Below are 15093 nucleotides of genomic sequence, written 5' to 3' on the forward strand. Positions count from 1 at the left end.
TACTCTAAGAAACCTCTAATTTAGGAATATATACGCTATGTCTTTACCTAAATTCCAAAATCTTCTATCCCTAAATACATTTTACATTACTTTTTATAGTATAGCATAAGTATAGAGGAATACAAAGAAATATAGACCATCTTCCCATTAAGTAGTGGAATAGTTTCATTACATCAGCTGTTTACTCAAGGAAACATTACTCCTCTCTTAAATTTCATTGAAAAATAGATATAAATCATTTATAATGTTAGGTAGTTTGTGGCAGAATGTCACTAGATTGCACAAAAAGTTTAGGAGTAACAATCCTAATTTTATTCATGGCAAGGGAAAGTTCGTAAAGCGTTGCTTTTTCTTGTATATAAACTTTTGATCGTGTGAATCAATGCAAATCACAGAAATAGGAGGAAAAGATTATGTCAGAGAATATTTATGACGTACTCTTAGAGCGCGGGTTTATTGAACAAGCGACTCATGAAGCAGAAACTAAAGAGTTACTTGGAAAGGAAAAAGTAACTTTTTATATTGGTTTTGACGCAACTGCAGATAGTTTAACTGCAGGACATTTTTTAACTGTTATGGCAATGATGCATATGCAGCGTGCAGGGCATAGACCGATTGCATTACTTGGTGGCGGTACTACCATGATTGGAGATCCAACTGGAAAATCAGATATGCGTTCCATGATGACAAGAGAAACCATCGACCATAACGCTCAATGTTTTCAAGAACAGTTATCAAAATTTATTGATTTTAGTGATGATAAGGCGATTATTGCAAATAACGCTGATTGGTTATTAAATCTAAACTATGTAGAATTCTTACGTGAAATAGGTGTTCATTTCTCTGTAAACAAGATGCTTACTGCGGAATGTTACAAACAGAGAATGGAAAAGGGCTTAACTTTCTTCGAATTCAACTATATGTTAATGCAGTCTTACGACTTTTGGGTACTTTATAAAAAATACGGCTGCAAGTTACAATTAGGTGGTAATGATCAATGGTCTAATATTCTTGGTGGCGTAGACTTAATCCGTCGTAAAGAACAAGCACCTGCTTTTGGTTTAACCTTTAAGCTCTTAACAACAAGTGAGGGACTTAAAATGGGTAAAACAATGAAGGGTGCGGTATGGCTAAATCCTGAAAAGACTTCACCATATGAGTTCTATCAATACTGGAGAAACATTGAAGACGTGAAAGTTGAAGAATGTCTTGGTTTACTTACCTTCTTACCTATGGATGAGGTTCGTCGTTTAGGAGCATTAGAAGGTGCAGAAATCAATCATGCCAAAGAAGTTCTTGCTTACGAAATCACTAAAATTGTACATGGAGAAGAAGAAGCTAAGAAAGCACAGGAAGCTGCTAAGAGTCTGTTCGCAGGCGGTGTTACTAGTGAGCATATGCCAACTACTACTTACTCATCTGCTGCGTTTGAAGAAGGTATTGACTTAATTACTATGATGATAGATGCGAAACTTGCGACCTCCCGTTCCGATGCCAGAAGAAATATTGAACAAGGCGGAGTTTCTGTAAATGATGTTAAAGTAACTGATTTTGCACGTAAGTTCAAATCAAATGATTTTAATGACGATGGAGCATTACTTGTAAAGAAGGGTAAAAAAGCTTATCACTTATTCCGAGCAGAATAAAATCTAATTTAGGAGGGGTCTAAAATGCCTTGGTGTCCAAGTTGTAAAACAGAGTACCGGAAAGGAATTACCATGTGTAACGATTGTGGTAAAGAACTTGTTGAAAACTTAGAAGAAGTGTCCGATTACGTAGTTCTTTGTTCTATCGAGAAGGAAGAGGTCGCTAAAAAACTAGTAAAATATTTATCTTACTCTAACTTTGAAAGCTATTACGAATATTCCAACGAGGAGGATTGCTATCCCATTTATGTTCATGAACCTGAGCAAAAGAAGGCAAAGAAGGCTTTTGATGCATTCTATACAGTCGAATTAGAATCAATGGATAAGGATGCAGACAATAAAGATTTGGACACTGAAACACCACTTGAGAGTCTTTCTGAGGAAGATAATTTAGAAGATAATCTAGATGATCCTTTAGAATCAATGGATGAGGATTCTAATAAGTCTCTCCAATTAAAAAAGAAACGCGAGCAAGAAGAAAAGGATCAGATAGTCTCCATGATGTATGATGGTGGCGCTTATGAAAAAAAGGCAGATAAAAGTAAAGAACTACGCTCAACTGCGTTAACCTTCTTTATATTTGGTATTGGTGGTATCGCATTTGTTATATTAAATATCATGGGCGTTATAAACTTTATCAATGGGCCTCTCTCTTATACCGTTATGACTGGACTTTTTATAGCTTTTCTTGCAATTGGTGTGAATTCGGTAACCAGAGCAAAGAAAACTGCAAAAGAAGCTATTCTCGAAGATGAGATGACCACAAAGATCAATCACTTCTTAGAAGAAACTGTGACGGCACAAGTCATCGAATCAATGAAAGATGGAAATGCCAGTGAGGAAGCGAACTTTATCAAAGTAATGGAAAGAATTAAAGAATTAGTGATTAAAGAATTTGGCTCACTTGACAATGCCTTTTTAGATTATATTGTGGAAGAATTCTATAACAATCACTTTGATTCCTTTGATGAATAGGTAAACTTATTTCAAACATTAAAAAGAGGGAAGTAAAACTTTAGATAAGATATATCTATAGGTTTTACTTCCCTCTTTTTATGTCTTAAGAATTAAGAAAAAATCTCTTCCAACTCTTCTTTTGATAAAGTATTAATAAACACTTCCTTCGATTGAATGATGGAATCAGAAAGCTCTTTTTTCTTCTTTTGAAGTTTAAAGATTTTTTCCTCAATCGTATTTTTTGTTAATAGTTTAATGACATGGACATTATTCTTCTGGCCAATACGGTAAACTCGATCGGTCGCTTGCTCTTCTACCGCTGGATTCCACCATGGATCATAATGAATTACCGTATCTGCGCCAACTAAATTAAGTCCAGTTCCACCAGCTTTTAATGAAATTAAAAAGATAGAACCTTCTCCAGCATTAAATCGCTTTACAAAATCATTTCGTTCGGTTATTGGAGTGCTGCCTTCCAGATAAAAATATGACACAGAAAGCTTCTTTAGTTCCGCCTCCATAATCTTTAACATCGATGTAAACTGGGAAAAGATTAGTATTCGATGATCATTTGCCAACGCTTCTTCTATTAATTCTAACAACAAATCAAGTTTTCCGCTACCACCATCATATTCATCCAAAAAGGTTGAGGGATGACAACAGATTTGGCGTAGTCTAGTAAGCGCAGCTAAGATCTTCATCTGACTTTTTTCAATGCCCTTCGTAGCAATTTCACTATAAATATCATTGCGAACTTCAGCAAGATAAGAGACATATACCTTTTTCTGCTCTTCTGTCATCTCTGTCACGATTTTCTCTTCTAATTTATCTGGCAAATCATTTAACACATCCTTTTTCATACGTCGTAAAACAAATGGATGTATTCTACGATTTAAATTCTCTAATGCTTCTGTATCTTCTTTTAAAATTTGTTTTTCGAATTTATTTACAAACTTCGAGTGTGTCAAGAGATATCCAGGCATGATAAAATCGAAAATAGACCATAACTCGGATAAGCTATTCTCAATCGGTGTACCAGTCAATGCGAATCGATGAGTTGAATCCAATAATTTAACGGATTGCGCATTAATAGATGCAGCGTTTTTTATAAATTGCGCCTCGTCAATAAATACAGTATGAAATGTAATTGCCTGATAATGTTTGATATCTCTTCGGATCAGCGGATAGGAGGTAACTAATACATCAAAATCTTTAATTTGCTCGATTCTCTCCTGTCTCTCTGTAGGGGTTCCAGATACAACCCCTGCTCTTAAGTGTGGTGCAAAAGATTCAAACTCATCTAACCAGTTGTAAACCAATGAGGTTGGACAAACGATAAGAAATTTTTTATTCTTCTTTTTATCTTCATCTACAATAGAGGAAATATAAACAATAGATTGTAATGTCTTACCAAGACCCATATCATCTGCTAAAATGCCACCCAGATTATTGTCTGCCAACGAACGTAACCAGCGATACCCCACATTCTGATAAGGTCTTAGTGTAGCATCTATATTTTCAGGAGTGATGTACTCACGATTATCCGGATGTAAAATGTTTTCAATAAGCTTCGAAAAATCCTCATTTTTTTCTACATATAAATTACTACCATTAAGGGCATCTTCCAAATAAAACGCTTTATTTTTAGATAACTTAATAGACTCATTGGAAAGAGACTTCACGGAAACATTTAAATCATCTAAGATATTTGACATCTTAGCAATATGCTCATCCTCTAAGTTAATAAAACTGCCATCTTTTAAACGGTAGTATTTCTTCTTTAGTTGGAAGGAACGAAATAGAGCTTTCAATTCTTCCTGCGGAATATCTTCCGATTCTAAATCCATCTCAAGTAAATCAATATCGTTACTAATACGCAGACCAACCTTAAAGTTACTACTATTTTTTATTCCTAATTTCTTAAAGGTATCCGAATAATAAAGCTGAGCTACAGCTTGTAAATCATGGATACGACCTGTTAGGAACTCATAGATGCTATTATCATTCTTTAGATGATAAAATGTACTATGCGGTTCGAAATCAAGTTGTTCTAAGAGTCGCATTACCTCATATTCTTCTTCCTTACTTCGAACTACGATAAATTCATCACTTCTTGGGCTTTCAAAGCAGTTAAATTCATAATCACCATATCGAAACTTAAGTTCTGCCTTAATTCCACCATGATAGCGGTCAAGATAGACACACGCCTGCATCGGTAATGCTAGATACCTGCTCTTTAAGCTTTCTGGTATCTCAATCTCCATAGTCTCGTGTAACTTCGGCAGTACTTCTTCTAAAAAGCGTTGTCTATTATCTCCTCGAAAAACCAATGGCTTCTTTTCTCGACCCAAGGTATTATAAAAAGGTACATAATTTTTTATAAAGTGTTTATTCGGAGTAAAGATAAAGCCATTATAAAAGATTAATTCTCCACCCTCGGACAATGGAATCACAGGTTCTTTTTCTTTATAATCTAGTAAAATACTATCATCATAAACATCTAAATCGTATGCAATATTGGGATTTCCATTGATATATTTAACATCTTCATAGATTTTTTGATTTAGTTCCAAGCGAAAAGAGCTTGTTCCCAACAAAGAAAGTAATTTTAACAACATACTTTTTGATAACATCATTTGATGTTTTGCAAATAGCTTGGCATAGGAGGTTTTATCAATTAACTCTTGTATTTCTAAGATTCCTACTAAATACTCCATCAATTTTTTTGATGATCTATCAAATTCACTTTCTCCAGCAATAAATTTAAAATCTTTGCCAAGAATAATATTTTGATTAGTATTATAATCCGTCAAAAATTTCTTTATAGATTGAACCTTATACATATGATTGTTTCCAGCATGTAGCATAAGAAGTGCATTTGAATCTGGACGTAACATGGTTGGTAAAGATATCGTTGGAACTATTTTAAAGATTTCACCCTCAGCATGAGTGTCATCTTGATTCGCAAAATAATCAAGTACTTGAAAAGCCCGTTTCTCTTCCGGTGTTCTTGGTTCTTCCATCGTTGACTTTTCTTGGTACTTTAATAAAAACAACAGTCCTGCTACCACATGCTTGCAGGCTCCTTTTTCTTTCAAATGAGATGGACAATTGCAAGTATAATCAAATGCCCCATCTTCTTTCTCTGTAATACTAACTTGATATGTGAAACTTCCTTTTACAAGGAATTTATATTGGTTTGTGGATTTTGAGAAAGTCGCATTTGTCACTCGGTTGCTTTTATAATACTGCAGGCCACGGGAATAAACGAGGTCACTCGTTGCTAGGTTACGTATCCCAGTTCTAGATAATCGCAGCATATTTTCCTTCCTCCTAAGCAATTTAGTATCTTACTATTATACCACGTTTTTAAGAGAATTGTACCTCTTTTTGTGAAATAATGATGAAAATAATGTGTATTTTTTTCTTTTATGATGTTTTTTACATAATTCCTAAAAAACTCCAAAGAAATATTCTCTACTTAAAGAAATGAAATAACTAGATACCCATCTTTAAGCACACAGTTTTTCTGCTCTATCTAATGCAGCATCTAAGCTCTCACAGATATTTTCATCCCCTATAGCATCAACAAAGCCAGCCTTGCGCATTGCTTTCAATGGTTGTTCTAAAACATGGGAAAATACCATAGTTACATCATTCTTAGCTAAATGTTGATGCACCTTTTTTAAAGAATTCATTGCTGTAATATCGATTGCAGGAACACTGCGCATTCGTACAACAACCACTTTGATATCCTCCGTCACCTGACTTGTTAGTTGGATTAATTTATCTGCTGCTCCAAAAAACATTGGTCCGGAAACTTCAAATACCAGCGTATGTTTAGGAACTTCCTTTAAATTCAGTGCGTCCGGATCATTATTATCCCCTAAGTCATCTAAGTCTCTGAGGTAAGTCCACCCCTTTATTTCTGTAACATCAGCCATTCGTTTCATAAACAGGACACAAGTCATAACCATTCCTACTTCAATCGCTAATACCAAACCAAAAGCAAACGTTAGTACACAGGAGGCAATCAAAACTGCTATGTCACTTCTTGGTGCTTTGCGATAACCTAGGAACGCCTTCACATTAAACATATTGTAGGATACTACGATTAAGATAGCAGCTAAAACACAAAGTGGTACATATTTTATGAGTGGCATACAAACCACAAGGAAGAAAAATAATGTTAATCCATGAAAAATTGCTGCTATCGGTGTTCTTCCGCCGTTTTTCGCATTCGCAATGGAACGAGCTACTCCACCTGTTGCAGGTATGCATCCAAGCAATCCTAAGATAGTATTAGAAACCCCTTCCGCTACTAACTCCATATTTGCTCGATGTTTACTGTGAATGATACCATCGGTAACAACTCCAGATAGCAATGCCTGCATGGCTACTAAAATAGCAATGGTAAATGCGGGAGAAACTAATTCAAATAATTCATCCAAAGACAATCTTGATAAACTCGGTACAGTTAATGTTCTTGGAATCATTCCAAGTGTTTTCACATCCAACTTAGCCACATGAGCAATTGTTGTACCAACAATTAACGCAATTAAAGAATTTGGAATCATTTTATTAATTTTTGGCCATACAACTAAGATAACGATGCATATTAGCCCTAAGAAAACAGCACTAAGATTAATGGAAGAAATGTGTTTTATATAAGTACCCCACTTAGTAAAAAAGTTGATTGGCATCTTATCCACTGTAATTCCAAGAAAGTCTTTGATTTCCAAAGTAAATATGGTGATCGCAATTCCTCCGGTAAATCCTATGGTAATTGGAGTCGGTATAAAACGGATCAGTCTACCAAGTTTAAATATCCCCATAAGAATCAACATAATACCAGCCATTATAGTTGCGATCATTAACCCATTCATACCATATCCAGTTATAATGCTTTGGGTTATTATAATAAATGCACCAGTTGGACCTGTTATTTGTACCCTACTTCCACCAAGAAGGGCTACTACAATACTGGAGATAATCGCTGAATAAATTCCTTTCTCTGCAGAAACACCACTGCCAATTGCGAATGCAATGGAGAGCGGTAATGCTATAATTGCAACAATAATCCCAGCACTCATGTCCTTAATAAATTGCTGTTTCGAATAGTTCTTCATAACTGAAAACATCTTTGGTATCATTTTTTCCATGAAATCATTACATCCTTCTCTTTCTTTTGTATTTGCTTTCACGCTAATTACATCCTTTACTAAGTAAAAGATTATTACATCAACCTGATAAGTGTAGACCTATTACGCCAAGATTTCAAGTGAAAATTAGAATAATATACATAGAAACACCATTTAAAAAAACCAGCTATTCTAAAAGCGATTGCTTTAAAATAGCTGGTTTCTTATATATTCATAAGCTGTGAAGCAGATTCTGTAAAAAGGTACGCTTTTTGCACCGTCAAACTGATTATCGTATGATGCGAGGTAGACTTTTATCTTTTACCAGAATTTTAAAATTTCTCGTATCATATAAGGTAAATCGATTTTCTCCGTTGCTTCTGCTGTTGTAATCGGTACTTTTCGGAATAAATTTTGATTAATATAGTAGCAAATATCTCCGACTTTTACACCTGCCTTTGTTGGTGCAGTGATATGATCTAGTAGATTGATTTTAATCGATACTTCTTCCCCTTCTCGAAGCAATAGTTTCTCTGATAAAAGTTCATCCGTTGATATGAGCTTTACAGAATTTATTTTACCATTATGTACTGAAATCACTTCTGGCACTTTAACACACTCAGAACCTGGTGTTAATTTTTCATAGAGCGAGTAAACATTAAAGTTATTTAACCCATATTCCATTAATTTCGTGGTGTCAGCCCATTTATATGTCTTATGAGGTGGCCAACCAGAACCCAGTACGGTACTAACTAATGTCTTACCATCAATATTCACAGCACCTACAAAACAATACCCTGCTTTCCCTGTAAAACCTGTTTTTATCCCGATTGCTCCCTTCATCATGTATAAAAATCGATCACGATTGTTCACATTGAATGAGCGTTTATGATTCACTTCATTAAACTGGTAGGTTGCAGTACCTACAATTTTACAAAATTCAGGATTCTTAATTGCATAACTTGCTATAAGAGATAAGTCTCTTGCTGTCGTATAATGGCCGTCAGCATCTAATCCATTCGGTGTTTTAAATGAAGTATGATTGGCCCCTAACTCCTTTGCCTTCTCGGTCATCATATTACAAAACCCTTCTACACTTCCCCCCACATGTTCTGCGATTGCTACCGCTGTATCATTATGGCTTTCTAACATTAAGGAATACAAAAGGTCACGAAGGATATATTGCTCTCCTGTTTGAATATTCAGTTGTACATCTGGTTGTTTTGCTGCATTACTAGTTACCGTGACAACATCATCCAAATTCGCTTTCTCAAGCACAACAAGTAAGGTCATAATCTTTGTAGTACTTGCCATAGGCATCTCTTTGTAAGCGTCCTTCCCATACAAAACACGCCCGTTCGAAGCATCCATGAGACATGCAGAAAGGGCGTTTAGTTGTAAGTTAGTGCTATTATCAACTACTGGCGGAATATCCTCTGCCTCTGGTAACTTAAGCTCCTCCTCAGAAGCACTCTTCTGGCACCATGACAAATCCTTAGATTCTATCATTTTCTCCTTTATCAAATTAAAACTACTAAACACTAAGGCAGTACAGATTAGAAAGATATGAACTGATTTATTCTTTTTTAATTTCTCGAAGTAGCTATTCATATTCAACCCTTATGCACACTCTTACTTTAAGTTTATTTTCGAACAAGAAGAATATGCATAAAAAAAGATGTCTATGAAACCTACTATGATTTCATAAACATCCTAACAAGTCAACCCCTCGCTTATGCTTCAGAACGAAGCCCCGCATAAGTTTCGAATGAAGCCTCACTTAGGCTTCGAACAAAGCCCCCAAGGCTTCGCTTGAGAAGTACGCTTTGTTTCGAAGCGGTGACTTACTTGATGGGTTAAATATCTAATTGTAATTGAACTTCTTCTTCCGCTTCCATTTTAAAATCAGCAACCTTTTCCGGCGCTACCACTGGCAAATCTTCTAAAGAAGCAATACCAAAGTTTCTTAAAAAGTCTTCCGTAGTGCCAAACAAAATCGGTCTTCCCGGAGCGTCCATTCTTCCAACTTCACACACTAAATTGTATTCCACTAACTTATTCACCGCATGATCACTCTTAACTCCACGAATACTTTCAATCTGTTGTTTTGTGATTGGCTGCTTGTATGCGATTATGGATAGAGATTCAAGCAGTACATCGGTAAGAATGTGTTTCTTTGGGACATGTGCTATCTTTACGATTGCTTCATACATCTGAGCTTTGGTGCACATCTGAAAGGAATTATCTAATTCAATAATTTTAATACCTCTCTCATCCCCCTCATATCGATCCATCATATTATGAATGATTTTACGTATCGTATCTACATCATGATCCAGAGCACTTGCAATTCGTTCTACCTCGACTGCTTCGCCCATTGTAAATAAAATTGCCTCTATCATGGCTTCCAATTTCTTGATTTCCATATGTATCCGGCCTTTCTGTTTATTCTATTGAAAAGTCATCTACTGGCGCAATATCGTTAGCCAGATAATGAATCATAATATCTTCAAATAAGTCATTTTGACATATCTCTATGCGCTGCATCTTCATTAATTCTAAAATTCCAAGGAAGGTTACGATAACATCCATCTTTCCTGTCTGACGTTCCAAAAGTCTTCTAAAACTAAAGGTTCTATGCTCTAAACCGTATTGTTGTATCTCTAGAATCTTTTGGGAAAGGTTAATTTCTTCCTTTTCTATCTTACCGAATTTACTACGAATTGGATCGACTTTATCAACTTGCCGTTTCATAACGGATTGAAAAATTGTATGTAGCTTCGCTAAGGTAAGATCTGATAATAATTCTGAAATATCAATCTCTTCTTTATAATCAGATATCTCAAGCGGTATTGTGCTTGGCTTAAACATTAAAAGCTGTGCATCCATCTGCTTGTCCTTTAATTCATATGAAACATACTTATACATCTTATATTCTAATAATCGTTCCACAAGTTCTTGTCTCGGATCGACTACTTCTTCCTCTTCTTTTACTTCCACTGGAAGAAGCATCTGAGATTTGATTCTTAGTAAAGTTGCAGCCATTACGAGAAACTCACTCATAATTTCTAAGTTTTTTTCTTCCATAGCCTTGATATATTCCATATACTGTTCTGTAATTGTGACAATTGGTATATCATAGATATTTACTTTGTTTTTATCGATTAAATGTAAAAGAAGATCCAAGGGACCTTCAAATGCTTCCAGCTTTACCGGAATACTCATAAACTCACCTCATAAAAATCTCGAATACTGCATTGCACATCGATGTCATGATACCAATCAGTAACAAAAACATCCAAACCATCTTAATCATGTAATCACTACGAAGCAGAGTTACAAACTTAACTGGCTGATTTGCAGCAACTAATAACGACATGTCCGAAGAAATCAAAGGAAATAAATTCGTTATTAGCATTCCAATACTTATTATAGCATAGCTTGAAAGGAAGTACATTAAAAATTCATAGGAGATACCAAAATTCCCATTTAGACTAAGACTTGAATTCATATGAAATCCAAATTTTAATATCACAACTGCTATGAAAAATTGTAGAAGTAACGATAATAAACCAGTAATTCCAAGCCATTGGTTCCATTTCTTTTCTTTCATCCGATAATAGTAAGGCTTAGAAAAACCTATTCCATAAATAACACAAAAAATCAAACCAATCGGATCCACAAAATGAACCGGATTGATTCGATTCTCAAATTTTTTATCTTCTTCCTTTCCATAACGATGTTTTAATCGTCGGTATAAGATTGCCTTGGGTAATTCATGCATTATCATAACAAGAATACCCGAACATAATGAGGCAACAAGTAACATTAACTTTTCCTTTAGCATTTTCTAATTTCAACACAGATAAGTTCTGGACGATTGAACACTCGAACTGGTATCGTGTGTGTTCCAAGACCTCTGGATAAAAACATAACTGTGCGTCCTTTCTTAAAGATTCCTGAATCGTATTTTGGAAATAGTTCATAACTAGGAGAAATCACACCACCGAAAATTGGAAGTTTCATAATGCCACCATGTACGTGCCCAGATAAAATAAAATCAGCTCCATATTCAGCATACGCTTCAAAATAGTCTGGTATATGCGCAAGTAAAATTTCATAGGCATCCCCTTGTATTTTTCCTGTCAATGACTCTATATCTTTTACATTGATTTCAACTTTTCGTTTTCCTTTTGCAAAAAATCTTCGTGGCAAGGATAGTCCTCGTATGATTAAGGTATCCGAACCTTTTTTTAATGTTATAGATTCATTATTTAAATAACATACACCCATTTTTTTTAAGTTTTCTAAAAATGTTTGATAAAACTCTTTGCTACATCCAATCCCTTGCTCCCATTTCAGTTCATGATTTCCTGGGGCATAATAAACAGGGTATCTCTTAGTAAGCTCACTTAAAAATTGGTACGCAACATCTACTTTTTTGGGTTTTGCAGTCACTACTAAATCGCCTGCGATTAAAATCGCATCCGGTTTACAATCATTGATAGCCTTTAATAGTCTAGCATTACCTTTCCCATACTGATTGTAATGTAAATCTGTAATACAAACAAATCGCATATCATGAAAATTACTTGGTACTTTCTTCTGTTCTAATAGATAATTGGTAACTACCATATTTTTATTTTCTATCCATAAGTATACTACCAAAAGAGCAGCTATGACAACAACTGCATAAATATATTGCATAAATTAACTCCTTTTCTAACTTTTGCACCTTAAAAGATATGCAAAATAGTTTGCCTTAATTCCTTGGCAAAACTATTTTGCATAATTCCTAATTATATTATACCATATTTGCAAGCTCTTATAGCATGAGGCACTTTGTAACAACTATGTTCCTTCGCTACACTAGGTTTATAGGTAAGCTTATATGATATAATGTCTAACGACATTATACCATGAACTTAGGTTATCGCCTAGGGCAATCCGTCTAAAAATATTTCTTTACTAATCTCTTAAAATAATCTCCATAACCAGCCTTTCCTACCGGAGTTGCTGCTGTTATAGACAATTTTCCAATTTCTTTTCCTTCGTAATAATATGTAATTTCACCAATCACATCGGTAATACTAACCGGTGCTTCTAGAGATTCTGACATCTTAATCTCTTTCGTTATATTAGCTGGATTTGATCCTTTCATGCATAGATAAGAGAACTTATTATCAAGCTTACCCCCAACGGTTTCTTGGATTCCCTTCTTAACTGCTACTTCTGGTATTTCAAGCCCTTCTCCGTTATCGGTATAGATACTACAATTTGCAAAACCATAATTTAATAATTTAGCTGCCTCAGCAAAACGGGTTTTGGTATCCGGAGCTGCCATAACAACCGCAATTAAATCCATCCCGTCTCTTCTTGCTGTTGCTGAGAGACAATACTTAGCTAATCCAGTAGAACCTGTTTTTAATCCTGTAATTCCCTGATAGGATTTTATTAGTTTGTTGGTATTATTTAAACCAAATTCAGTCTGCCCACGCTTCGTCGTATGAACAAACTTATCCATCCATACGGTAGAATAATTGCTTATTTCCGGATGTTTCATGATAAGTTCTCTGCTCATTAAGGCAACATCAAGTGCGCAGGTATAATGGTTATCGGTGTCAAGGCCATAACAATTTACAAAGTTCGTATGATCCATACCAAGTTCTTTAGCTTTTTGATTCATTTTCGAAACAAAGGCTTCCTCTGAACCTGCAATAAATTCAGCCATTGCGACAGAGGCATCATTTGCACTTGCGATTGAAATACATTTTAACATTGTATCAACATCTTGAGTTTCAAATGGTTCAAGAAATACTTGAGATCCTCCCATAGAGGCAGCATGCTCGCTAACAGAAACTTGATCTGTCATCTTAATCTGTCCGCTATCAAGTGCATCAAAAATTAATAATAACGTCATTATCTTGGTGATACTTGCTGGACGTAATTCCTTTATTTCATTTTTGGAGTAGATAATATGCCCAGTGGAACCCTCCATTAAAACAACAGCTTCACTCGTCAAACTAAGATCTCCTGCTATCTCTGCAGCCTTATCCAAATCAGTCCTAATTTGTTCCGCTAATGGTCCAGTAAACTCGACGGTCTCTGTAACAACATTAGCATCGTTTACAGTGTCCTTAACCTTCCCATCTTCCGTATCGTTTGGCTTTTCCTTATTCGCAGTCACTGAATTCCCATTGTCTGTATCAGATGCATATGCACCCATACCACTTTGAAAGAAGAACGTAAGAACAATAAGAAGTGCAACTGCTTTCTTATACCAATGATACTTAAATCCTCTCATAATAGTTTAATCCAATCCAATTAATTACTACTATTTTAGTCCCATTCTTAGATTTTTATGACAAGTAGAGAGTAAGTTTTCAAATCATAATAAGTCAAACTATTTCCAAAGCCTTTTTAAGCTATTTTTACATGATTTGCACAAGAATCTCCAAAGGATATTTACTTTTACTTTTCAGCCTCTTCCGCTTTACCGGTTACAGTAACTTTACATTCTATACTCCTTCCCCTAGCTTTTGCTGTGATAACCGCAGTACCCGGAGACTTTGCAACAACTTTCCCAAGAAATGATACCTCTGCCACCGAAGGATCGCTACTCTTATAAGATTCCCATAATAAAACACCTTTTATATTTAAACGCTTAGATTCCCCAACAGCTAAGTTTAAAGAAGTATGATTCAAACTAATCACGCGTACACGACACCGTAGTACTTTCCCATCTACTTTCACTTCAATAAAAGCTAATCCGGGCTGGTAGGCAGTTACTTTTCCAAGTTTATTCACAAATGCAACCTTAAAGTCCGTAGAAGAAAAAGTCAAACGTTTATTCACCGTCCTTACTCCAAGCCGAAAGCTCTCTCCGCTTACCATGACGACATCTCTTTCTGTTAAATATACCCCAATCCTTGGTTCATAAAACACATGACTATAAAATATGGAGGTCCGCGGTATAATGAACTTATAAAATATAGCAAATATTATAAATACAACTAACAATTGCATGATAAGTGGCCCAAGATTTCGAGATGACTTCAAATAGATACTCCTTTATAAAAAAGGTAGAACAATAATTGATATCTTATGTTCCACCTTTACTTGTTTATTTTATCATATTCAAAATTCGCTAAGAAATGAACTATATGTGTGAAGTTTTAGAATTTCTTAGGCGGCGTCTTTTGGCGCCTTAGAAATTCTCTTCACACTCAAATCATGTCTGCTTAGTAGGCAGAGCGAAGAACTTCGTTCTTTCAATCTGATATTCTGTGCCGAGGACGACGTAGGCACAAATATCCGTGTGAGATTTAGAATTTCTTCGGTACCGTATT

At 35.3% G+C, this 15093-nt stretch carries 11 protein-coding genes; 2 read left to right on the plus strand and 9 right to left on the minus strand.

What is annotated here, in order from left to right; genetic code table 11:
* Positions 1-413: 413 nt before the first annotated feature.
* Both tyrS and CPHY_RS13305 read left to right on the plus strand, forming a co-directional pair.
* Positions 414-1646 carry a tyrosine--tRNA ligase gene (tyrS, locus tag CPHY_RS13300; protein WP_012200592.1) on the plus strand — a complete coding sequence of 411 codons (1233 nt, stop codon included), beginning with the start codon at positions 414-416 and terminating at the stop codon, positions 1644-1646.
* A 24-nt stretch (positions 1647-1670) separates the two neighbouring features.
* Entirely contained in the window at positions 1671-2621 is a 951-nt protein-coding gene (locus CPHY_RS13305) for a hypothetical protein (RefSeq protein WP_012200593.1), read from the plus strand.
* A gap of 92 nt (positions 2622-2713) precedes the next feature.
* Here CPHY_RS13305 and CPHY_RS13310 read toward each other — a convergent pair whose 3' ends face one another.
* From CPHY_RS13310 to CPHY_RS13350, 9 genes are all read right to left on the minus strand, one after another.
* Entirely contained in the window at positions 2714-5923 is a 3210-nt protein-coding gene (locus CPHY_RS13310; RefSeq protein ID WP_012200594.1) for a DEAD/DEAH box helicase, read from the minus strand.
* A 192-nt stretch (positions 5924-6115) separates the two neighbouring features.
* The gene (locus tag CPHY_RS13315; protein ID WP_012200595.1) at positions 6116-7807 is read right to left on the minus strand and encodes a SulP family inorganic anion transporter; all 1692 of its coding nucleotides are present in this window, start codon (positions 7805-7807) and stop codon (positions 6116-6118) included.
* A 258-nt stretch (positions 7808-8065) separates the two neighbouring features.
* A complete protein-coding gene (locus tag CPHY_RS13320) occupies positions 8066-9253 on the minus strand; it encodes a D-alanyl-D-alanine carboxypeptidase family protein (RefSeq protein ID WP_198301320.1) in 1188 nt (395 codons plus the stop codon).
* 347 nt (positions 9254-9600) lie between these two features.
* Complete coding sequence (scpB, locus tag CPHY_RS13325) at positions 9601-10170, minus strand: SMC-Scp complex subunit ScpB (RefSeq protein WP_012200597.1); 570 nt, start codon at positions 10168-10170, stop codon at positions 9601-9603.
* A 19-nt stretch (positions 10171-10189) separates the two neighbouring features.
* Positions 10190-10969, minus strand: coding sequence for a segregation and condensation protein A (locus CPHY_RS13330; RefSeq protein WP_012200598.1), 780 nt, complete (start codon positions 10967-10969; stop codon positions 10190-10192).
* A gap of 4 nt (positions 10970-10973) precedes the next feature.
* The gene (locus CPHY_RS13335; protein WP_041703678.1) at positions 10974-11591 is read right to left on the minus strand and encodes a zinc metalloprotease; all 618 of its coding nucleotides are present in this window, start codon (positions 11589-11591) and stop codon (positions 10974-10976) included.
* Positions 11585-12451, minus strand: coding sequence for a metallophosphoesterase (locus tag CPHY_RS13340; RefSeq protein ID WP_012200600.1), 867 nt, complete (start codon positions 12449-12451; stop codon positions 11585-11587). Before CPHY_RS13340 ends, CPHY_RS13335 begins: the two co-directional genes overlap by 7 nt.
* A 244-nt stretch (positions 12452-12695) precedes the next feature.
* Positions 12696-14048, minus strand: a complete 1353-nt coding sequence (locus CPHY_RS13345; protein ID WP_012200601.1) for a D-alanyl-D-alanine carboxypeptidase family protein — start codon at positions 14046-14048, stop codon at positions 12696-12698.
* Positions 14049-14215: 167 nt separating this feature from the next.
* A complete protein-coding gene (locus tag CPHY_RS13350) occupies positions 14216-14803 on the minus strand; it encodes an Ig-like domain-containing protein (protein WP_012200602.1) in 588 nt (195 codons plus the stop codon).
* Between the last annotated feature and the right edge of the window lie 290 nt (positions 14804-15093).

This window comes from Lachnoclostridium phytofermentans ISDg (assembly GCF_000018685.1).
Lineage (GTDB): Bacteria > Bacillota > Clostridia > Lachnospirales > Lachnospiraceae > Lachnoclostridium > Lachnoclostridium phytofermentans.

Bases quoted from the DNA above. Each gene is read 5' to 3' on its own strand.
- CPHY_RS13345 (WP_012200601.1), bottom strand. From the start codon at position 14,048: ATGAGAGGATTTAAGTATCATTGGTATAAGAAAGCAGTTGCACTTCTT.
- tyrS (WP_012200592.1), top strand. From the start codon at position 414: ATGTCAGAGAATATTTATGACGTACTCTTAGAGCGCGGGTTTATTGAA.
- CPHY_RS13320 (WP_198301320.1), bottom strand. From the start codon at position 9,253: ATGATAGAATCTAAGGATTTGTCATGGTGCCAGAAGAGTGCTTCTGAG.
- scpB (WP_012200597.1), bottom strand. From the start codon at position 10,170: ATGGAAATCAAGAAATTGGAAGCCATGATAGAGGCAATTTTATTTACA.
- CPHY_RS13310 (WP_012200594.1), bottom strand. From the start codon at position 5,923: ATGCTGCGATTATCTAGAACTGGGATACGTAACCTAGCAACGAGTGAC.
- CPHY_RS13335 (WP_041703678.1), bottom strand. From the start codon at position 11,591: ATGCTAAAGGAAAAGTTAATGTTACTTGTTGCCTCATTATGTTCGGGT.
- CPHY_RS13340 (WP_012200600.1), bottom strand. From the start codon at position 12,451: ATGCAATATATTTATGCAGTTGTTGTCATAGCTGCTCTTTTGGTAGTA.
- CPHY_RS13330 (WP_012200598.1), bottom strand. From the start codon at position 10,969: ATGAGTATTCCGGTAAAGCTGGAAGCATTTGAAGGTCCCTTGGATCTT.
- CPHY_RS13305 (WP_012200593.1), top strand. From the start codon at position 1,671: ATGCCTTGGTGTCCAAGTTGTAAAACAGAGTACCGGAAAGGAATTACC.